This is a genomic window from Streptomyces shenzhenensis (genome assembly GCF_003688995.1).
Taxonomy (GTDB): domain Bacteria; phylum Actinomycetota; class Actinomycetes; order Streptomycetales; family Streptomycetaceae; genus Streptomyces; species Streptomyces shenzhenensis_A.
In genome coordinates this window covers 65,349-86,910 of record NZ_PENI01000036.1, presented here as the reverse complement: position 1 = coordinate 86,910, position 21,562 = coordinate 65,349, and the positions used below count along the sequence as shown (strand labels likewise).

The 21,562-nt window shown below is 70.7% G+C and carries 17 protein-coding genes; all 17 read left to right on the top strand.

Features of this window, described 5'->3' with window-relative positions; all coding sequences use genetic code 11:
• Positions 1–26: 26 nt before the first annotated feature.
• The 17 genes from nrtL (at position 27) to atpB (ending at position 21,508) form a co-directional block, all read left to right on the top strand.
• A complete protein-coding gene (nrtL, locus tag CTZ28_RS37990; RefSeq protein ID WP_121894315.1) occupies positions 27–1,388 on the top strand; it encodes an ArgS-related anticodon-binding protein NrtL in 1,362 nt (453 codons plus the stop codon).
• Between the two features lie 70 nt (positions 1,389–1,458).
• Positions 1,459–2,850, top strand: a complete 1,392-nt coding sequence (lysA, locus tag CTZ28_RS37985; protein ID WP_121894314.1) for a diaminopimelate decarboxylase — start codon at positions 1,459–1,461, stop codon at positions 2,848–2,850.
• Between the two features lie 173 nt (positions 2,851–3,023).
• Positions 3,024–4,370, top strand: a complete 1,347-nt coding sequence (locus tag CTZ28_RS37980; RefSeq protein WP_183154795.1) for a homoserine dehydrogenase — start codon at positions 3,024–3,026, stop codon at positions 4,368–4,370.
• Positions 4,371–4,376: 6 nt separating this feature from the next.
• Complete coding sequence (gene thrC / locus CTZ28_RS37975) at positions 4,377–5,435, top strand: threonine synthase (RefSeq protein ID WP_121894313.1); 1,059 nt, start codon at positions 4,377–4,379, stop codon at positions 5,433–5,435.
• Between the two features lie 300 nt (positions 5,436–5,735).
• Positions 5,736–6,653 carry a homoserine kinase gene (gene thrB, locus CTZ28_RS37970; protein ID WP_121894312.1) on the top strand — a complete coding sequence of 306 codons (918 nt, stop codon included), beginning with the start codon at positions 5,736–5,738 and terminating at the stop codon, positions 6,651–6,653.
• Between the two features lie 402 nt (positions 6,654–7,055).
• On the top strand, positions 7,056–9,110 hold the full coding sequence (gene rho / locus CTZ28_RS37965) for a transcription termination factor Rho (protein ID WP_121894311.1): 2,055 nt from the start codon (positions 7,056–7,058) through the stop codon (positions 9,108–9,110).
• A gap of 204 nt (positions 9,111–9,314) precedes the next feature.
• Positions 9,315–11,129 carry a trypsin-like serine protease gene (locus tag CTZ28_RS37960; RefSeq protein WP_398657580.1) on the top strand — a complete coding sequence of 605 codons (1,815 nt, stop codon included), beginning with the start codon at positions 9,315–9,317 and terminating at the stop codon, positions 11,127–11,129.
• 200 nt (positions 11,130–11,329) lie between these two features.
• A complete protein-coding gene (locus CTZ28_RS37955; RefSeq protein WP_121894310.1) occupies positions 11,330–12,442 on the top strand; it encodes an LCP family protein in 1,113 nt (370 codons plus the stop codon).
• A gap of 728 nt (positions 12,443–13,170) precedes the next feature.
• On the top strand, positions 13,171–13,395 hold the full coding sequence (rpmE, locus tag CTZ28_RS37945; RefSeq protein WP_121894309.1) for a 50S ribosomal protein L31: 225 nt from the start codon (positions 13,171–13,173) through the stop codon (positions 13,393–13,395).
• A 109-nt stretch (positions 13,396–13,504) separates the two neighbouring features.
• Complete coding sequence (prfA, locus tag CTZ28_RS37940; RefSeq protein ID WP_121894308.1) at positions 13,505–14,572, top strand: peptide chain release factor 1; 1,068 nt, start codon at positions 13,505–13,507, stop codon at positions 14,570–14,572.
• An 80-nt stretch (positions 14,573–14,652) separates the two neighbouring features.
• On the top strand, positions 14,653–15,492 hold the full coding sequence (prmC, locus tag CTZ28_RS37935; RefSeq protein WP_121894307.1) for a peptide chain release factor N(5)-glutamine methyltransferase: 840 nt from the start codon (positions 14,653–14,655) through the stop codon (positions 15,490–15,492).
• Between the two features lie 88 nt (positions 15,493–15,580).
• Positions 15,581–16,228 (top strand): L-threonylcarbamoyladenylate synthase, encoded by a 648-nt coding sequence (locus tag CTZ28_RS37930; protein WP_121894306.1) that lies wholly within the window; start codon positions 15,581–15,583, stop codon positions 16,226–16,228.
• 52 nt (positions 16,229–16,280) lie between these two features.
• Positions 16,281–16,940 (top strand): arsenate reductase/protein-tyrosine-phosphatase family protein, encoded by a 660-nt coding sequence (locus tag CTZ28_RS37925; RefSeq protein WP_121894305.1) that lies wholly within the window; start codon positions 16,281–16,283, stop codon positions 16,938–16,940.
• A gap of 71 nt (positions 16,941–17,011) precedes the next feature.
• Positions 17,012–18,253, top strand: a complete 1,242-nt coding sequence (locus CTZ28_RS37920) for a serine hydroxymethyltransferase (RefSeq protein ID WP_121894304.1) — start codon at positions 17,012–17,014, stop codon at positions 18,251–18,253.
• A gap of 138 nt (positions 18,254–18,391) precedes the next feature.
• Positions 18,392–19,711, top strand: a complete 1,320-nt coding sequence (locus CTZ28_RS37915; protein WP_121894303.1) for an MraY family glycosyltransferase — start codon at positions 18,392–18,394, stop codon at positions 19,709–19,711.
• Between the two features lie 303 nt (positions 19,712–20,014).
• On the top strand, positions 20,015–20,461 hold the full coding sequence (locus CTZ28_RS37910) for a Cg1360 family ATP-synthase-associated protein (protein WP_121894302.1): 447 nt from the start codon (positions 20,015–20,017) through the stop codon (positions 20,459–20,461).
• 225 nt (positions 20,462–20,686) lie between these two features.
• On the top strand, positions 20,687–21,508 hold the full coding sequence (atpB, locus tag CTZ28_RS37905) for a F0F1 ATP synthase subunit A (RefSeq protein WP_121894301.1): 822 nt from the start codon (positions 20,687–20,689) through the stop codon (positions 21,506–21,508).
• Positions 21,509–21,562: the final 54 nt, after the last annotated feature.

Below are 21,562 nucleotides of genomic sequence, written 5' to 3'. Positions count from 1 at the left end.
CCCCCCTCCTCCCCTACGCTTGTCCCGTGACCCCCGTCGAGCTCTCCCGTACCGTGCTGCGCGCGGTGCGTCGTGCTGTGGACGGGGGAGAGCTGAGCGTGACCGTGCCTGAGCGGGTCGTGGTGACCGTGCCCGGGCCCGGAGGATGCGGGGACTACGCGACCAACGTCGCCCTGCAGCTCGCCCGGCCGGCCGGGAAGCCCGCGCTGCGCGTCGCCGAGATTCTGCGGCCGCACCTCACGGATGCCCAGGGCGTCGGTGACGTCGTCGTCACCGGCCCGGGGTTCCTCAACATCAGCCTGGAGCCGGGTACGGCTTCCGTCGGTGCGCTCGTGCGTGAGATCCGGGACCGGGGGGCCGCCTACGGTCACGGTGACGCCCTCGCCGGGCAGATCGTCGCGCTGCGCGTGCCGTACGAGGCGCGGGCCGAGGTCGTCGCCGACGCGCTGGTGCGGATCGTGGCGGCCCAGGGCGGCCGGGTCGAGATCGAACACGGTGCGCCGGTGAACCTGCGTCCCGTGCCGGCCCCGGAGGACCCCGCCCCGCTCGGTCCCGACGCCGCCCGCTGGGCGCTGCTGTATCCCGCCCCGCACGACCGGCCCCGGATCACCGCCGACCACCTGGTGCAGCGCGAGGGCAATCCGCTCTTCCGGGTCCGTTACGCGTACGCCCGCACCCGGGCCCTCACCCGCAACGCCGCCCGCCTCGGCTTCACCGCCGAACCCGGCGACGACCTGGACGATCTCACGGGCACGGTCCCATCCGCCCACCCCGCGGTCTCGCCAGCCGGCGGCGACCCGACGGACCCGCCCGTCTCCACCGGCCCGACGGCCGCACCGGCTGGTCCGAGGGCCACGGGCGCGGCCTCATCCGCCCACCCCACGGTCACGTCGGTCGGCGGTGACCTGATGGACCCGGCCGTCTCCACCGGCCCGACGGCCGCACCGGCTCGCCCGAAGCCCACGGGCACGGCCACATCCGCCCACCCCACGGTCACACCAGCCGGCGGCGACCCGACGGACCCGCCCGTCTCCACCGGCCCGACGGCCGCACCGGCCCGCCCGAAGCTCACCGACACGGTCACACCAGCCGGCGGCATCCTTGCCGCTCGCTCGTCGGCGGCAGCCGTACGGCCCCTGCTCGCCGTCCTTGCCGACCACCCCCGCATCCTCCGTGCCGCCGCCGTCGATCGTGGTCCGGACCGGATCGCGCGGCACCTCGTCGCCGTCGCCGATGCCGCGCTGCCGTTCCTTCTGACCGTTCTGCCGCACGGCGAGGAGAAACCCTCGGCCGCCCACCGCGCCCGGCTCGCGCTCGCCGAAGCCGTCGGGACGGTGCTCGCCGGCGGCCTGTCCCTGCTCGGCATCGACGCCCCCGACCACCTCTGAGTGCCCTGGTGAAAGCCATGGAGAGCACCGGAGAAAGCCTTGAGAGCCTGAGAGTCAGAGAGCCACTGTCATGAGTCGTTCCGCACACCCCGCCGGGCCCCGCCACGCCGACGTCGTCCCGGAGGGGCACTACTCCGCCCCGCCCGCCGACCTCAACGCGCTCGACACCAAGGTGTGGGCCCACACCGTCGGCCGCGACGCCGACGGCGTCGTCACCGTCGGCGGCATCGACGTCAAGCGGCTCGCCGAGGAGTTCGGCACGCCCGCGTACATCCTCGACGAGGAGGACTTCCGGATCCGGGCGCGGGCCTGGCGCACCGCCTTCGGGCACGACGCCGACGTCTTCTACGCCGGGAAGGCCTTCCTGTCCCGCGCCGTGGTGCGCTGGCTGCACGAGGAGGGGCTCAATCTGGACGTGTGCTCCGGCGGCGAGCTGGCCACCGCGCTCTCCGCGGGCATGCCCGCCGAGCGGATCGCTTTCCACGGCAACAACAAGTCCGCCGGGGAGATCGAGCGGGCCGTGCGGGCCGGCGTCGGCCGGATCGTCCTCGACTCGTTCCAGGAGATCGTGCGGGTCGCGCACCTCGCGCAGTCCCTGGGGAAGCGGCAGCAGGTCCAGATCCGGGTGACGGTCGGCGTCGAGGCGCACACCCACGAGTTCATCGCCACCGCGCACGAGGACCAGAAGTTCGGCATCCCGCTGGCCGGCGGGCAGGCCGCGGAGGCCGTGCGGCGGGCGCTGCAGCTCGACGGGCTGGAGGTCATCGGGATCCACTCGCACATCGGGTCCCAGATCTTCGACATGTCCGGGTTCGAGGTCGCCGCCCACCGGGTGGTCGGGCTGCTCAAGGACATCCGCGACGAGCACGGCGTCGAACTGCCGGAGATCGACCTCGGCGGCGGCCTCGGGATCGCGTACACCAGCGACGACGACCCGCGCGAGCCGCACGAGATCGCCAAGGCGCTCACCGAGATCGTCTCCCGCGCCTGCGACGCCGCCCGGCTGCGCACCCCGCGCATCTCCGTCGAGCCCGGCCGCGCCATCGTCGGGCCGACCGCGTTCACGCTCTACGAGGTCGGCACCGTCAAGCCGCTCGACGGGCTGCGGACGTACGTCTCCGTCGACGGCGGCATGTCCGACAACATCCGGACCGCGCTGTACGACGCCGAGTACAGCGTTGCGCTCGTCTCCCGGACCTCCGGTGCCGCGCCGATGCTGTGCCGGGTCGTCGGCAAGCACTGCGAGAGCGGGGACATCGTGGTCAAGGACGCGTTCCTGCCGGCCGACCTGGCACCCGGTGACCTCATCGCGGTCCCGGCGACCGGCGCCTACTGCCGGTCCATGGCCAGCAACTACAACCATGTGCTGAGGCCGCCGGTGGTCGCGGTGCGCGACGGCGAGGCCCGGGTGATCGTCCGGCGCGAGACCGAGGAGGACCTGCTGCGGCTCGACGTCGGGTGACGACGGAAGTCCGGCGACGGCAGCGGGGGACGGCGTCAGCAGGGCCGGAAGATCTCCGGTTTTCCGGCCCGGCACAATGAAATAGATGTCTCACGATCCGGACGAAGGGTAGAAACCGCCGTCCGGTGAGTGAGACTGGTCCAACCGTAGACGGTATGAGGAAACGAGGTCGGATGATGCGTACGCGTCCGCTGAAGGTGGCGCTGCTGGGCTGTGGTGTTGTCGGCTCAGAGGTGGCGCGCATCATGACGACGCATGCCGACGACCTCGCCGCCCGTGTCGGAGCCCCGGTGGAGCTGGCGGGCGTGGCCGTGCGCCGGCCCGACCGGGTGCGCCAGGGCATCGACCCGGCGCTGGTCACCGCCGACGCCACCGCCCTGGTCAAACGCGGCGACATCGACGTCGTCGTCGAGGTGATCGGCGGCATCGAGCCCGCCCGCACCCTGATCACCACGGCGTTCGAGCACGGCGCCTCCGTCGTCTCCGCCAACAAGGCGCTGCTCGCCCAGGACGGCGCCGCCCTGCACGCCGCGGCCGAGGAGCACGGCGAGGACCTCTACTACGAGGCCGCCGTCGCCGGTGCCATCCCGCTGATCCGGCCGTTGCGCGAGTCCCTCGCGGGGGACAAGGTCAACCGGGTGCTCGGCATCGTCAACGGCACGACCAACTTCATCCTCGACAAGATGGACTCCACGGGCGCCGGCTACCAGGAGGCGCTGGACGAGGCCACCGCCCTGGGGTATGCGGAGGCCGACCCCACCGCCGACGTCGAGGGGTTCGACGCCGCGGCCAAGGCCGCCATCCTCGCCGGGATCGCCTTCCACACGCGCGTACGCCTCGACGACGTCTACCGCGAGGGCATGACCGAGGTCACCGCCGCCGACTTCGCCTCGGCCACCCGGATGGGCTGCACCATCAAGCTGCTCGCCATCTGCGAGCGGGCCGAGGACGGCGGCTCGGTCACCGCGCGCGTGCACCCCGCGATGATTCCGCTGAGCCACCCGCTCGCCTCCGTGCACGGCGCGTACAACGCCGTGTTCGTCGAGTCGGACGCCGCAGGGCAGCTCATGTTCTACGGTCCGGGCGCGGGCGGCGCCCCCACCGCCTCCGCGGTCCTCGGCGACCTGGTCGCCGTCTGCCGCAACCGGCTCAACGGTGCCACGGGGCCCGGCGAGTCGGCGTACGCCGCGCTGCCCGTCTCGCCCATGGGCGATGTCGTCACGAGGTACCACATCAGCCTCGACGTCGCCGACAAACCGGGCGTTCTCGCCCAGGTCGCCACCGTGTTCGCCGAGCACGGTGTCTCGATCGATACGGTTCGGCAGCAGGGCAGAAATCAGAGCGGCGGCGACGCGGTCGCCATCGAACAGGGTGGTGGGCGACGGGAGGGCGGCGAGGCCTCCCTCGTCGTCGTCACCCACCGGGCGTCCGACGCCTCCCTGTCCGGGACCGTCGAGGCGCTGCGCAAGCTCGACACCGTGCGGGGTGTCGCCAGCATCATGCGGGTTGAAGGAGAGTAACCAGCAATGACCCACCAGTGGCGCGGAATCATCGAGGAGTACCGGGACCGGCTGCCGGTATCCGACACCACGCCGGTCGTGACGCTCCGTGAGGGCGGCACGCCGCTCGTGCCCGCGCAGGTGCTCTCCGAGCGCACGGGGTGCGAGGTCCACCTGAAGGTGGAGGGTGCCAACCCGACGGGATCCTTCAAGGACCGCGGCATGACCATGGCCATCAGCAAGGCCAAGGAGGACGGGGCCAAGGCGGTCATCTGCGCCTCCACCGGCAACACGTCCGCGTCCGCCGCCGCGTACGCGGTGCGGGCCGGGATGGTCTCGGCCGTGCTCGTGCCGCAGGGCAAGATCGCGCTCGGCAAGATGGGCCAGGCCCTGGTGCACGGCGCGAAGATCCTCCAGGTCGACGGCAACTTCGACGACTGCCTCACGCTCGCCCGGAACCTGAGCGACAACTACCCGGTGGCGCTGGTCAATTCGGTCAACCCGGTGCGCATCGAGGGACAGAAGACGGCCGCCTTCGAGATCGTGGACATGCTGGGCGACGCCCCGGACATCCATGTGCTGCCGGTCGGCAACGCGGGCAACATCACCGCGTACTGGAAGGGGTACCAGGAGTACGCCGCCGACGGCGTGGCGGCCGGCACCCCCCGCATGTGGGGCTTCCAGGCGTCGGGCAGTGCCCCGATCGTCCGCGGCGAGATCGTCAAGGACCCCTCGACCATCGCCACCGCCATCCGCATCGGAAATCCCGCCTCCTGGCAGTACGCGCTGCGCGCCCGGGACGATTCGGGCGGTCTGATCGACGAGGTGACGGACCGTGAAATCCTGCGCGCCTACCGGCTGTTGGCCGCGCAGGAGGGCGTCTTCGTGGAGCCCGCGTCCGCCGCGTCGGTGGCCGGCCTGCTGAAGGCCGCCGAGCAGGGCCGGGTCGACCCCGGTCAGCGCATCGTCTGCACGGTCACGGGCAACGGCCTCAAGGACCCCGACTGGGCCGTCGCCGGCGCCCCGCAGCCGGTCACCGTCCCGGTCGACGCCGCGTCCGCGGCCCAGCGGCTGGGACTCGCCTGACGGTACCGGGGGCCGGACCGGCACCGCCTTCGAGCGGGTCGACCGGGCCGGCCTTCCCGGCGTCCTGACCCGGGTACTCCCTACGAGGGGTGCACGGGGGGCTTGCGACACGCATCGTGCGCCTCCTGTGCGCCCTATGTCGCCACAGAACCTTCCTTCGATAGGCTGTACACAACCCGCCTGCCGCATATGCCCACGCATACAGCGGTGCCGCGTTGTCTCCGCGGCCCCGGGGCCGCACCGTACGCACGTATCGAATGTCATTCGACAAGCACGCAGCTCAAGGAGAGTCATCGAGAGATGGCCGGTCCAGCGTTCCGCGCCGCCGCCGTCCGGGTGCGCGTCCCCGCCACCAGCGCCAACCTCGGCCCGGGCTTCGACGCCCTCGGCCTCGCTCTGGGGCTCTACGACGACGTGGTCGTCCGGGTGGCCGACTCCGGGCTGCACATCGACATCGCGGGTGAGGGCAGCGAGACACTCGCACGTGACGAGAACCACCTCCTCGTACGCTCGCTGCGCACCGCCTTCGACCTGCTGGGCGGCCAGCCCCGGGGCCTGGAGATCGTCTGCGCCAACCGCATTCCGCACGGCCGTGGCCTGGGCTCCTCCTCCGCCGCCATCTGCGCGGGCATCGTCGCCGCGCGGGCGGTGACCATAGGCGGCGAGGCCAGGCTCGACGACGCCGCCCTGGTGGAGCTGGCCACCGAGATCGAGGGCCACCCCGACAATGTGGCGGCGTGTCTGCTCGGCGGCTTCACGCTGTCCTGGACGGAGCAGGGTGCCGCCCGGGCCATCAGGATGGAGCCCGACGATTCCATCGTTCCGGTGGTTTTCGTGCCCGGGAAGCCGGTTCTCACCGAGACCGCGCGCGGCCTGCTGCCGCGCACCGTGCCGCACGTCGACGCCGCCGCCAACGCGGGCCGCGCCGCACTGCTCGTCGAGGCCCTGACCAGGCGCCCCGAGCTGCTGCTCGCCGCCACCGAGGACCGTCTCCACCAGGAGTACCGCGCACCGGCGATGCCGGAGAGCGCCGCGCTGGTGGAGCGGCTGCGCGCCGACGGGATCCCCGCGGTGATCTCCGGCGCCGGACCGACCGTCATGGCGCTGGCCGATGCCGGCACCGCCGACAAGGTGCAGGCCCTGGCGGGCGCCGGCTGGGCCGCCAACCGGCTGGGCCTCGACCTTCAGGGAGCGAGCGTGCTTCCGCTTGCGCCCTGACACCCGGTTGCCGGATATGGAGAGGGGGAATGTTTGTTGGATCCGGTAGTGTTAATCTCAAGTCTGCACCCGACCCCACCATGGCGAGGTGCTTCGTGTCCCCGTCCGGGACAGACATTCTTCCGGGAGCCTCCCAAGCCACTTCGTGTTCTGTACGTCGTACCTGGGCAGTACGCCGCACTCGGGCACTGAGGGGATCGCCGGGCACGCTTCGGAATCGGTGCGACCACGCCACGTGACACTGGATGCCACGGCTCAGGGAAGCGCCATCACCAGATATCTCTTCCGCCGCTTTGGCGGACCACCGCCCCGGTACGGTCCACACAGCAAGGGCCGAAGCCGGACAGCACAACCGGTCGCCGAGCCAGACAGGCCGACGTCCGCTCCAGGGAAGGACCCTTCGTGAGCGACACCACCGATCTGATGGGCGCACGTGTCGAGGAGACCGCTGCCGCGCCCGCCACGGACGCCTCCGCGCCTGCCAGCGGTGCCGGCTCCCGGCGGCGCCGCGGTACCGGCCTCGAGGGCATGGTGCTGGCCGAGCTGCAGCAGGTCGCATCCGGCCTCGGTATCAGGGGCACGGCGCGCATGCGCAAGAGCCAGCTGATCGAGGTCATCAAGGAGGCGCAGGCCGGGGGTGCCCCCGCCGGCGGAGGCAGCGCCTCCGCCGCCAAGGCGGACGCCTCCGAGGCCAAGCCGAAGCGCCGGGCCACCTCACGGACCCGTACGGGCGAGGAGGCGGACAAGAAGGCCGAGGCCAAGGCCGCGGCCCCCGCCGACAAGGCCGTGGCCCAGCAGCAGATCGAGATTCCCGGCCAGCCCTCTCCCAAGGTCTCGGCCCCCGCCGAGCAGGCGGGCGCCGATGACGAGGCCCCCACCGAGCGCCGCCGGCGCCGTGCCACGGCCGAGGCGGGCAGCCCCGAGACCGTCGTCGCCGAGGCGAAGAGCGAGGTCAGGGCCGAGACGCCGGCCGCCAAGACCGCGACGTCGGCCGACCAGGCCGGCGGTTCCGCGCAGGGCGAGGCCAAGGGCGACGGCGGTGAGGGCGAGGGCCGCGGCCGTCGTGACCGCCGTGAGCGAGGCGAGCGCGGCGAGCGCGGCCGGGACCGCGACCGCGACCGCCGGGGCAAGGGCGACGAGCAGCAGGGCCAGGGACAGGGCAGGCAGCAGCAGAACCAGCAGGGCGGCGGCCGCCAGGAACGGCAGCAGGACGACGACGACTTCGAGGGCGGCCGGCGCGGCCGGCGCGGCCGTTACCGCGACCGTCGGGGCCGTCGGGGCCGTGACGACGTCGCCGAGCCGCAGCTCGCCGAGGACGACGTCCTGATCCCCGTCGCGGGCATCCTGGACATCCTGGACAACTACGCCTTCATCCGGACGTCCGGCTACCTGCCGGGTCCGAACGATGTGTATGTCTCCCTCGCCCAGGTCCGCAAGAACGGTCTGCGCAAGGGCGATCACATCACCGGCGCGGTCCGCCAGCCCAAGGAAGGGGAGCGGCGCGAGAAGTTCAATGCGCTGGTCCGGCTGGACTCCGTCAACGGCATGGCGCCCGAACACGGCCGCGGCCGACCGGAGTTCAACAAGCTGACCCCGCTGTACCCGCAGGACCGGCTCCGTCTGGAGACCGACCCCGGTGTCCTCACCACCCGGATCATCGACCTCGTCTCGCCCATCGGCAAGGGCCAGCGCGGTCTGATCGTGGCCCCGCCGAAGACCGGCAAGACCATGATCATGCAGGCGATCGCCAACGCGATCACCCACAACAACCCCGAGTGCCACCTGATGGTCGTCCTCGTCGACGAGCGTCCGGAAGAGGTCACCGACATGCAGCGGTCGGTCAAGGGCGAGGTCATCTCCTCGACCTTCGACCGCCCGGCCGAGGACCACACCACGGTCGCCGAGCTGGCCATCGAGCGGGCCAAGCGGCTGGTGGAGCTGGGCCACGACGTCGTCGTGCTGCTCGACTCGATCACGCGTCTGGGCCGTGCGTACAACCTGGCCGCGCCCGCCTCCGGCCGCATCCTGTCCGGTGGTGTCGACTCGACCGCCCTGTACCCGCCGAAGCGGTTCTTCGGTGCCGCGCGGAACATCGAGGACGGCGGCTCGCTGACCATCCTCGCCACCGCCCTGGTGGACACCGGGTCCCGCATGGACGAGGTGATCTTCGAGGAGTTCAAGGGCACCGGCAACATGGAGCTCAAGCTCGACCGGAAGCTCGCCGACAAGCGCATCTTCCCGGCGGTGGACGTCGACGCGTCCGGCACCCGCAAGGAGGAGATCCTGCTCGGCAACGAGGAGCTCGCCGTCGTGTGGAAGCTGCGCCGGGTGCTGCACGCGCTCGACCAGCAGCAGGCGATCGAGCTGCTCCTCGACAAGATGAAGCAGACCAAGTCGAACGTCGAGTTCCTGATGCAGATCCAGAAGACCACGCCTACGCCGGGCAACGGAGACTAGGCGCTCCGCTGGTTCGGCCGCGTACGTCGGTCGTCGGCTGTCTGCGGCGCCGTCGTGGCTGGTCGCGCAGTTCCCCGCGCCCCTTTGGGGCGGTGCTGAAGGTCGGCTCCCGTCACTGAGTGACGGGAGCCGACCTTTTGGCGCAGATAGGAACGGGTGTGCTGATACACCCGTTCCAACGCCTGTTCATCTGGGGGGACTTCCTTGCCTACCACCCTGTCCGGCGGTCGTCACAGACGCCGGATACGCATCGGGCTGCCCGTCGCCGCCGTCGGCGTCGCCGCGGCCCTCGCCGCCGCGCTGCTGACCAGCTCCGCGGACGCGGCCACCGCCCTGCCGACCCCGACGGTCGAGCCGGCCGTCGCCGCACCCTCGCTCGCCACGCTGGAGCAGCGCGTCGCGGGCGCCCTCGCCGGGGACGACACCCCGGGGCAGCTCACCAAGAAGGCATCGCTCAGCGCGGACACCCGCGCCACCACCATCGACCCGAAGATCATCGGCGGCAGCCAGACCACGATCACCTCGGCCCCGTGGATGGCCCAGCTCTGGTACTACGACGACCGGGGCACCGCCGACGAGAGCGACGACATCGGCTTCTTCTGCGGTGGCACGGTCGTCTCGCCGACGAAGATCCTCACCGCCGCGCACTGCGTCAAGGGCTACAGCTGGAAGGCCAACGGCGCGATCGTCACCGGCACCTCCCAGCTGCCGACCACCGACGCCGCCGGCGACACCGATCTGCACGGCGGCACCGTCACCGGTGTCCTGCGCCAGTGGAACCACGCGTCGTACAGCGCGAGCACGCTCGACAACGACATCGCGGTGCTCACCCTGGGCACCCCGGTCAAGGCCACGCCGATCCGGATGACGACGTCCGGCGACACCGCCTCGTACGCGTCGGGCACCAGCGCCAAGGTGTACGGCTGGGGCCGCACCAGCTCCACCACCCAGGACATCTCCGAGACGCTGAAGACCGCCACGCTGCCCGTCCAGTCGGACACCACCTGCGCCCGCACCTACGGCCCCGACTTCGTCAAGGGCCACATGGTGTGCGCGGGCAAGCCCGCCACCGGCAGCGACACCGGCACCACCGCCACCTGCAACGGCGACTCCGGAGGCCCGCTCGTGGTCGGTGGCCGGATCGTGGGCGTCGTCTCCTGGGGCGTGACGGACTGCGTCACCAAGGGCGCCTACAGCGTCTTCACCAAGGTCAGCACCTACGTCGGTGCCGCGTACGCGCAGCTCGACGACGCGAACCTCAGCCACACCGACGGCAAGGCCGACGTCTGGGTGCGTGCCGCCGCCAGCAAGACCGGCTACGAGAAGGACTCCAAGGGGTCCTCGCTCGGCGCCCGCATCTCCTGGGGCAACTGGAACGGCGTCAACGTCGTCCTGCAGACCGACCTCAACCGCGACGGCATCCAGGACCTGGTGGTCCGCGACAGCGGCACCGGGAACGTCTACTGGATGCACTACGTGACCGCCAGCGGTTCCTGGGCGAAGACGAAGATCTTCACCGGCTGGAAGACCCGTACCCGGATCATCACGCCCGGTGACGTCACCGGTGACTACCTGCCCGACGTCCTGTCCGTGGACTCCGGCGGCACCCTGTGGATCTACCCGGGCAAGGGCAACGGCACCTTCGCCTCGCGGGTGAAGGTCGGCACGGGCTGGAACCAGTACAACTCCGTGCGCGGCCACGGCGACTTCAACGGCGACGGCAAGGCCGACCTGCTCGTGCGCAAGAGCAGCACCGGGGACCTGTACCTGTACAAGGGCACCGGCAAGGCCGGCAGCGGGGCGTTCTCCGCCCGGGTCAAGGTCCGGAGCGGCTGGACCGGTTTCAACGCCTTCGACGCCGTCGGTGACGTCAGCGGCGACGGCAAGGCCGACTTCCTGGCCCGTACCAAGAGCGGCACGCTCTACCTGTACAAGGGCACAGGCAAGGGCACCAGCGAGATCTTCGCCACAAGGGTCTCGCTCGGCACCGGCTACCAGCAGTACGACATCTGGGGCTGAAACCCCAGGTGAGCCGGGCTCGTCCGGCACGGGTTGTCACCTGCTGTGCCCGCCCTTTCACAGGGCGGGCACAGTGCGTCATGCAACCCTGTCCCCGATTTCGCCGTCTGACCTGGGGGAGTGACGATGGTGCGACAGGCACCGTGACCGTCCCTGGCAGCAGGGGGTAACCGAAGGACCCGACCAGGACCGAGGAGCACATGTCCGCCGAGAGCACGCCGGAGCCAGGCATACCCGAGTCCGGCCATGGGGCCCGCCACCGCGGGACCCGCAGGCGCAGCAAGGCCCTGCTGATCACGGCCTGGACCGTCGCGGGCATCGTGGTGCTGGGCGGCACGGGCGTCGGGTACGTGTACTTCAAGCTCAACGGCAACATCAAGAGCGTCGACATCAACCAGGTCCTGGGCACCGACCGGCCGACGAAGGCCGACAACGGCTCCGAGAACATCCTGGTCCTCGGCTCGGACTCGCGGTCCGGCTCCAACGAGAAGCTCGGCGGCGGTGCCGACGACGGCAGCGCCCGCTCCGACACGGCGATGATCGTCCACGTCTACGAGGGCCGTAAGACGGCCAGCGTGGTCTCCGTCCCCCGCGACACCCTGGTCGACCGCCCCGAGTGCACCGGCACCGACGGCGGTACGCACCCGGCCGCGACCGGCGTGATGTTCAATTCCGCCTACTCCACCGGTGGCGCCGCCTGTGCGGTCAAGACCGTCGAGTCCATCACCGGCATCCGGATGGACCACTATCTGGAGGTCGACTTCAGCGGCTTCCAGAAGCTCATCGACGAGCTGGGCGGGGTCACGGTCACCACCACCAAGGACATCGACGACCCGCAGAGCCATCTCGACCTGACCGCCGGCACCCACAAGCTGTCCGGCGAGCAGGCGCTCGGTCTGGTGCGCACCCGGCATGGTGTCGGCGACGGCTCCGACCTCGGTCGCATCCAGCTCCAGCAGGCCTTCGTCAAGGCCCTGGTCGACCAGGTCAAGCAGGTCGGCGTCCTCACCGACCCGACGAAGCTGTTCGCCCTCGCGGACACCGCGACCAAGGCCGTCACCACCGACTCCGAGCTCGGCTCCGTCAACTCCCTGGTGAGCTTCGCGAACGGTCTCAAGGGCATCAGCGCGTCCCACATGACCATGGTCACGACGCCGGTCCAGTACGACCCCGCGAACCCGAACCGGGTCCTCCTGGACAAGACCAAGTCCCAGCAGGTCTGGACCGCCCTGAAGAACGACCGCCCCATCCCCGAAACAGCAACCAAAAACACAGCAACAGGCCAGGCCAAGGACGTGATCACCACCCCGTAGCCATGGTCAGCACCCCGCAGGGGCGCGAGGAACTGCGCGCTCAACCACAACGAACCGGCACCCACCGGGGCCCATGGTGAGCGCCCCGCAGGGGGCGCGGGGAACTGCGCGCTCAGCTACAGCGAGCCGGCACCCGCCCACGGTGATGACCTGGCACCCCCTTGGTGGCACCCACCGGGGCCCGTGGTGAGCGCCCCGCAGGGGGGCGCGGGGAACTGCGCGCTCGGCCACAGCGAGCCGGCACCCGCCCACGGTGATGACCCGGCACCCACCCGGGCCCGTGGTGAGTGGCCCCGCAGGGGGCGCGGGGAACTGCGCGCTCAGCCAGAACGAGCCGGCACCCGCCCACGGTGATGACCCGGCACCCCATTGGGCGCACCCACTCAGGCCTTCAGAAAGAGATATGGTCAGCCCCCGCAGGGGGCGCGGGGAACTGCGCGACCAGCCACAATGAACCGGCACCCGCCCACGGCGATGACCCGGCACCCACCTGGGCCCGTGGTGAGTGCCCCGCAGGGGGCGCGGGGAACTGCGCGACCAGCCACAACGAACCAGCACCCGCCCACGGCGATGAACCGGCACCCCCTTGGGCGTCAGGGGAATACTTCACCCGCACCCCCGGTTTTGGGGGATGGCGCCAGTCCTGGCAGACTGGTACGTCGGCTCCGGTTCACGCTCCCGCACCCCGCGGCAGCGACCCGGCGCCCTCCCGAAACCTAGGAGACACCTTGAAGCGCGACATCCACCCCACGTACGTCGAGACGCAGGTCAGCTGCACCTGTGGCGCGTCGTTCACCACCCGCAGCACCATCGAGTCCGGTACCGTCCGGGCCGAGGTCTGCTCCGAGTGCCACCCGTTCTACACGGGCAAGCAGAAGATCCTCGACACCGGTGGCCGTGTGGCCCGCTTCGAGGCCCGCTTCGGCAAGGCTGCCGCCGGCTCCAAGAAGTAGCGAGCCCCCATTCGCCGGTCCATGGCCGTGCCCCTCACCGGGGCACGCCCGGGACCGGCGTTTTTGGTCGCCCGCCTTCCCCCTTTCCGAGCAGTACAGGAGCCCCAAGATGTTCGAGGCCGTCGAGGAACTCGTCGGTGAGCACGCCGATCTGGAGAAGAAGCTCGCCGATCCGTCGGTCCACGCCGACCAGGCCAACGCGCGCAGGCTCAACAAGCGCTACGCCGAGCTGACTCCGATCGTCGCCGCCTACCGCTCCTGGAAGCAGACCGGCGACGACATCGAGACGGCCCGTGAACTCGCCGCCGAAGACCCGGAGTTCGCCGCCGAGGTCAAGGAGCTGGAGAAGCAGCGCGAGGAACTCACCGAGAAGCTGCGCTTCCTGCTCATCCCGCGTGACCCCAGCGACGACAAGGACGTCATCCTGGAGATCAAGGCGGGCGCGGGCGGCGACGAGTCGGCCCTGTTCGCCGGCGACCTGCTGCGCATGTACCTGCGCTACGCCGAGCGCGTCGGCTGGAAGACCGAGATCATCGACTCCACCGAGTCCGAGCTGGGCGGCTACAAGGACGTCCAGGTCGCGGTGAAGTCCCGCGGGCAGACCGAGCCGGGGCAGGGCGTGTGGGCCCGGCTGAAGTACGAGGGCGGTGTGCACCGTGTGCAGCGCGTGCCCGCCACCGAGTCCCAGGGCCGGATCCACACCTCGGCGGCCGGTGTCCTCGTCACCCCCGAGGCCGAGGAGGTGGACGTGGAGATCAACCCCAACGAGCTCCGCATCGACGTCTACCGGTCCTCGGGACCCGGCGGCCAGTCCGTCAACACCACCGACTCCGCCGTACGCATCACGCACATCCCCACCGGAGTCGTCGCTTCCTGCCAGAACGAGAAGAGCCAGCTGCAGAACAAGGAGCAGGCTCTGCGTATCCTGCGCTCCAGGCTGCTCGCCATCGCACAGGAGGAAGCGGAGAAGGAAGCCGCCGACGCCCGGCGCAGCCAGGTCCGCACCGTCGACCGCTCCGAGAAGATCCGCACGTACAACTTCCCGGAGAACCGCATCTCGGACCACCGTGTCGGCTTCAAGGCGTACAACCTGGACCAGGTCCTGGACGGCGAACTCGACGCGGTGATCCAGGCGTGTGTCGACGCGGACTCGGCGGCGAAACTGGCCGCCGCCTAAGGCACGTAGGACGACGTAGCGAGGACCGGAGGACGAGCGTGCAGCAACATTTTGGGGGGCGACCCCCGACCTCCCGCAGCGTGCTGCTCGCGGAGGTGGCGCAGGCCACCCAGCGGCTGGCGGACGCCGGCGTGCCCTCGCCGCGCAACGACGCGGAGGAACTCGCCGCGTTCGTGCACGGCGTGAAGCGGGGCGAGCTGCACTCCGTCAAGGACGCCGACTTCGACGCCCGCTACTGGGAGGTCGTCGCCCGCCGCGAGCAGCGTGAGCCGCTCCAGCACATCACCGGGCGGGCCTACTTCCGGTATCTGGAGCTCCAGGTCGGACCGGGTGTCTTCGTGCCCAGGCCGGAGACCGAGTCGGTGGTCGGCTGGGCCATAGACGCCGTGCGCGCCATGGACGTGGTCGAGCCGCTCATCGTCGACCTGTGCACCGGCTCCGGCGCGATCGCGCTCGCCCTGGCCCAGGAGGTGCCGCGCTCGCGCGTGCACGCCGTCGAGCTGTCCGAGGAAGCCCTCCGGTGGACCCGTAAGAACATGGCGGGCTCCCGGGTCGACCTGCGCCAGGGCAATGCCCTGGACGCCTTCCCCGACCTCGACGGCCAGGTCGACCTCGTCATCTCCAACCCGCCGTACATCCCGCTCACCGAGTGGGAGTACGTCGCTCCCGAGGCCCGTGACTACGACCCCGAGCTGGCCCTGTTCTCCGGCGAGGACGGCCTCGACCTGATCCGTGGTCTGGAGCGCACCGCGCACCGGCTGCTGCGGCCCGGCGGTGTCGTCGTCGTCGAGCACGCCGACACCCAGGGCGGCCAGGTGCCGTGGGTCTTCACCGAGGAGCGGGGCTGGGCCGACGCGGCCGACCACCCCGACCTCAACAACCGCCCCCGGTTCGCGACCGCCCGCAGGGCCCTGCCGTGACGCCGACGCGCGCAGTGGCCGCGGCGCGCCGGCCGGCCGAGGGCACCCCGGAGGCGAACCGAGCGACAACAGAAGGAGACCGCTAGACATGGCACGGCGATACGACACCAATGACGCCACCGACCGCACGACGGGCCTGCGCGAGGCCGCGTCCGCCGTCCGCCGGGGCGAACTCGTGGTGCTGCCGACCGACACCGTCTACGGCATCGGCGCCGACGCGTTCTCCGCGGAGGCCGTGGCCGACCTGCTGGAGGCCAAGGGCCGGGGCCGCAGCATGCCCACGCCCGTCCTCATCGGTTCCCCGAACACCCTGCACGGCCTCGTCACGGACTTCTCCGAGTCGGCCTGGGAGCTGGTCGACGCGTTCTGGCCGGGCGCCCTCACGCTGGTCGCCAGGCACCAGCCGTCGCTGCAGTGGGACCTCGGCGACACCCGGGGCACGGTTGCCGTGCGCATGCCACTGCACCCGGTCGCCATCGAGTTGCTGACCGAGGTCGGCCCGATGGCCGTGTCGTCGGCGAACCTCACCGGCCACCCGGCCCCGGAGGACTGCGACGCCGCCCAGGAGATGCTCGGCGACTCCGTCTCCGTCTACCTCGACGGCGGCCCGACCCCCGCCAATGTGCCGTCGTCCATCGTGGACGTCACGGGTGACGTGCCGGTGCTGCTGCGCGAGGGCGCGCTCTCCCCGGACGAGCTGCGAAAGGTCGTACCCGACCTCGAGGTGGCGAATTGACGGCCCCTGAGGCCCCCGAGCTCTCGACTGCGCTCGAGCAGGGGGGAACCCCATGCGTGGCATAGGAAACGGGGACAGCAGCGCGGAGGAGACGACGACCTTCGGATTCCCGCGCGACACCTTCCGCATCCTCCACGTCAGCACCGGCAATGTGTGCCGCTCGCCCATCACCGAGCGGCTGACCCGGCATTTCGTGACGGAGCGGCTCGGCATCCTGGGCGGCGGGCTGATCGTGGAGAGCGCGGGCACCTGGGGCCACGAGGGCGCGCCGATGGAGTCGAACGCGGAGGCCGTGCTGGCCGAGTTCGGCGCGGACGCCTCCGGCTTCACCGGCCGGGAACTCCTCGACGAGCACGTGATCACGGCCGATCTGGTGCTGACCGCCACCCGCGACCACCGGGCCCAGGTCATCTCCATGGGCCATTCGGCAGGGCTGCGGACCTTCACGCTGAAGGAGTTCACCCGGCTGGTCCGGGCGATAGACCCGACGACGCTGCCGCCGCTGGAGGACGGCCTGGTCGCGCGGGCCCGCGCGCTGGTCCGGGCGGCCGCCGCGCTGCGCGGCTGGCTGCTGGCGCCCACGGCCGAGGCCGACGAGGTCTACGACCCGTACGGCGCGCCCCTGACCTTCTTCCGGTCCATCGGCGACGAGATACACGAGGCGCTGGACCCGGTCGTCACGGCCCTCACGGGCGTCCCCGCACGGATGTAGCCGACCGCGCACCCCCTCCGCCCCGGGCCTACATTGGACGTACGTCACCGTCGACCGCCCGGGAGTCCGTCATGTCGGTCACCCATACCCTCGTCGAGGCCGATGTGCTGCGCGGGCAGGATCCCGAGCTGGCCGATATCCTGCTGGGCGAACTGGCCCGGCAGTCGACCACCCTGCAGCTGAGCGCGGCCGAGAACTACGCGTCCCCGGCCGTGCTGGCGGCGCTGGGCTCGCCGCTCGCCAACAAGTACGCCGAGGGCTATCCGGGCGCCCGCTACCACGGCGGCTGCGAGCTGGTGGACATCGCCGAGCGGCTCGCGGTCGACCGGGCCAGGGCGCTGTTCGGCGCCGCGCACGCCAACGTCCAGCCGCACTCCGGTTCCTCCGCCGTGCTCGCCGCGTACGCCGCCCTGCTGCGGCCGGGCGACACCGTCCTCGCCCTCGGGCTGTCCTACGGCGGTCATCTCACCCATGGCTCGCCGGCCAACTTCTCCGGCCGCTGGTTCGACTTCGTGGGCTACGGGGTGGACGCGGAGACCGGGCTCATCGACCGGGACCAGGTCCGGGCGCTGGCCCGCTCGCACCGGCCCAAGGCGATCGTGTGCGGGTCGATCGCCTACCCGCGCCACCTGGACTACGCCTTCTTCCGGGAGGTGGCCGACGAGGTCGGCGCCTATCTCATCGCGGACGCCGCCCATCCGATCGGGCTCGTCGCCGGGGGAGCGGCGCCCAGCCCGGTGCCGTACGCCGACGTCGTGTGCGCCACCACGCACAAGGTGCTGCGCGGGCCGCGCGGCGGGATGATCCTGTGCGGGGCCGAGCTGGCCGGGCGCGTCGACCGGGCCGTGTTCCCGTTCACTCAGGCCGGGGCCCAGATGAACGCCGTCGCCGCGAAGGCGGTGGCCTTCGGTGAGGCGGCGACGCCGGCGTTCGCCGCGTACGCCCGGCAGGTGGTCGCCAACGCGCGGGTGCTGGCGGCGCGGCTGGCCGCCGAGGGGCTGGCCGTGACCACCGGCGGCACGGACACCCATCTGATCACCGCCGACCCGGCGCCGCTCGGCGTCGACGGGAGGACCGCGCGGGGCCGGCTCGCCGCCGCCGGGCTGGTCCTCGACTGCTGTGCGCTGCCGCACGGGGACGCCCGCGGGCTGCGCCTGGGCACCGCGGCGGTGACCACCCAGGGCATGCGGGAGGCGGAGCTCGACCGGATCGGGGCGCTGCTGGCGGAGGTGCTGCGGGGTGCGGCCGATACCGTCGGGGCCCGTGCCGAGGTGCGCGAGCTGACCGGTAGATTTCCGCCGTATCCCGGCTGAGCGGGGACGGACGCGGGGCCGTGCATGTGGTGCACAGCTCTTCGTGCAACCATCGTCGCTACCCGGAAGTCCCCATACATATGCGTCCCTCGCTAGGGTGTGGGGCTGTGATGGCCAGCGAGACCTGTGGGGAAGCCTGTGCGTGAATACCTGCTGACGCTCTGCATCACGGCCGCGGTGACCTATCTGCTGACAGGGCCGGTACGGAAATTCGCGATCGTGGCCGGGGCGATGCCGGAGATCCGGGCGCGTGACGTGCACCGGGAACCCACTCCGCGCCTCGGCGGGATCGCCATGTTCTTCGGCCTGTGCGCGGGCCTGCTGGCGGCCGACCATCTGACCAACCTCAACGAGGTCTTCACCAAGTCCAACGAGCCGCGCGCGCTGCTGTCCGGGGCCGCGCTGATCTGGCTGATCGGTGTCCTGGACGACAAGTTCGAGATCGACGCCCTGATCAAGCTGGGCGGGCAGATGATCGCGGCGGGCGTGATGGTCATGCAGGGTCTGACGATCCTGTGGCTGCCCATCCCCGGCGTCGGCAACGTGGCGCTGACCCCGTGGCAGGGCACGCTGCTGACGGTGGCGCTGGTGGTCATCACGATCAACGCGGTGAACTTCGTGGACGGCCTGGACGGCCTCGCCTCCGGCATGGTGTGCATCGCCGCCGCGGCGTTCTTCCTGTACGCCTACCGGATCTGGTACTCGTACGGCATCGAGGCCGCCGCCCCGGCCACGCTGTTCTCGGCGATCCTGATGGGCATGTGCCTGGGCTTCCTGCCGCACAACATGCACCCCGCGCGGATCTTCATGGGCGACTCCGGCTCGATGCTGATCGGCCTGGTGCTGGCCGCGGGTGCGATCTCCATCACGGGGCAGGTCGACCCGGACGCGCTGGCTCTGTTCACCGGCTCCGAGAAGGCGGCGGTGCACCAGACGGTGCCCGTCTACATCCCGCTGCTGCTGCCGCTGACGATCATCGCGGTGCCGGCCGCCGACCTGGTGCTGGCGATCGTGCGCCGCACCTGGCGCGGTCAGTCGCCGTTCGCCGCCGACCGCGGGCATCTGCACCACCGGCTCCTGGAGATCGGCCACTCGCACAGCCGGGCGGTGCTGATCATGTACTTCTGGTCGGCGCTGATCGCCTTCGGGGCGCTGGCCTACTCCGTGAACTCCGCGTCCATGTGGATCGTGCTCGGCGTGGTCTTCCTCAGCGCGATCGGCCTGGTGCTGCTCCTGCTGCCGCGGTTCACGCCCCGTGCCCCGCGCTGGGCCGAGCACTTCGTGCCGCCGCGCTACCGGCGCCGGCGGGCCGCCGCGGCGGACGTCGCAACCTGCCCTCCCGCGGCCCCAGTTGAGGACGAATCCCGTACTCCGGTCAGCGCCGGGGTCAACGGGGCGAGCGCCGTCGGCGCTCGTTCGCGCCTCCTGGACGAGCGCAACGCGGGTACGTCACGCTGACGCCCAAGGTAAGAATCTGACTAGAGCATTGCCAAGCCGTGGGGGAGCAAAAGCCCCTAATACCAGACAAGTGGGCCTGGTCCTTGCACAGACGCGCACTCTCACTCTCATGTGTGACGGCTAGCACACGTCCCAGGTAAAGACCTCATCAAATAGTTTGTGATACGGTTCACGAGAACCCCGGACACACCCGAAGGACCGCAGTGCGACGGTCCATTGGCGTGAGGTCTCCCCTACTCAGCCCGGGGTTAGGCTCGTCCATGACGACACCCCACGCCCCCTGTGAAAAGCGGAGTTGCCGCCATGCCGTCCAATGACGTCCGGACCCTGGCCCAGGCTGCCGTGCCCACGGCTGCCGTCGGCGCGCTCGCCGCCGTCGTCAGCTCGGTGGTCGCGGGTGGCAAGGGCGCCATCGGGGCGGTCGTCGCGACGCTGATCGTGATCCTGTTCATGGGGCTCGGCCTGTACGTCCTGCAGCGCACCGCCGCGTCGCTTCCGCACCTGTTCCAGGCCATGGGCCTGATGCTCTACGCGGCGCAGATCCTGCTGCTGTTCGTGTTCGTCGCGGCGTTCAAGAACACCACGCTGTTCAACCCCCGGGCCTTCGCGCTCACGCTCGTCCTCGCCACTCTCAGCTGGATCGCGGCACAGACGCGTGCGCACATGAAGTCCAAGATCCTCTACGTCGAACCCGATTCGACCGCCGCTGCGAGCGGCGACAGGCCCGAGAAGACCGGGCACCAGTCGTGAGCGGTAGGGCCGGGATAAAGGCGCATGAGAGATGCTGCTATCGTCCGGTGCCAACTGCGGCATCGCGGGCGCGGGCATCCGAGCTGACGCCTGCTCAATCGCGAGGCGAGATGTCCCTCAGCCGCCCCCACATCCGTTACACCAGTCCGGTGCCGACCCGCGGCCCTGCGCCGCGCCGACACAACGAGGTTGCCGTACCCATGCGCCACGCAGAAGGAGCCCGCGGTGAGTGCTGACCCGACGCAGGTGCTCGCCTTCGAGACCGACTGCCACATCTTCGATGGCTGTGGCTTCCCCGCTCCGGGCCTGCACTCGTTCCTGTTCGAGCCCCTCTGGGGCGACGCCGACAGCAACCTGTATTTCAACAAGACGATGCTGCTGGCGCTCCTCGGCTCGATCATCATCGTCGGATTCTTCTGGGCCGCCTTCCGCCGGCCGAAGGTCGTGCCCGGCAAGCTGCAGATGGTGGCCGAGACCGGCTACGACTTCATCCGGCGCGGCGTCGTGTACGAGACGATCGGCAAGAAGGAGGGCGAGAAGTACGTCCCGCTGATCGTCTCGCTGTTCTTCTTCATCTGGATGATGAACCTCTGGTCGATCATCCCGCTCGCCCAGTTCCCGGTGACGTCGATCATCGCGTACCCGCTCGTGCTGGCCCTGATCGTCTACGTCCTGTGGGTCTCGCTGACCTTCAAGCGGCACGGCTTCGTCGGCTTCTTCAAGAACGTCACGGGCTACGACAAGTCGCTGGGCGCGGTGCTGCCGCTCGCCATGACCATCGAGTTCTTCTCGAACCTGCTGGTGCGGCCTTTCACCCACGCGGTCCGGCTCTTCGCGAACATGTTCGCGGGCCACACCCTGCTGCTGCTCTTCACGATCGCCAGCTGGTACCTGCTGAACGGCATCGGCATCGCCTACGCCGGCGTCAGCTTCGTCATGACCATCGTGATGACGGCCTTCGAGCTCTTCATCCAGGCACTGCAGGCGTACGTCTTCGTGCTGCTGACGTGCACCTACATCCAGGGCGCCCTCGCCGAGCACCACTGAGCGCCCGCACCACCCCCCTGATCGTCCGGTGGACAACCCCCACCGGTCCGTAAA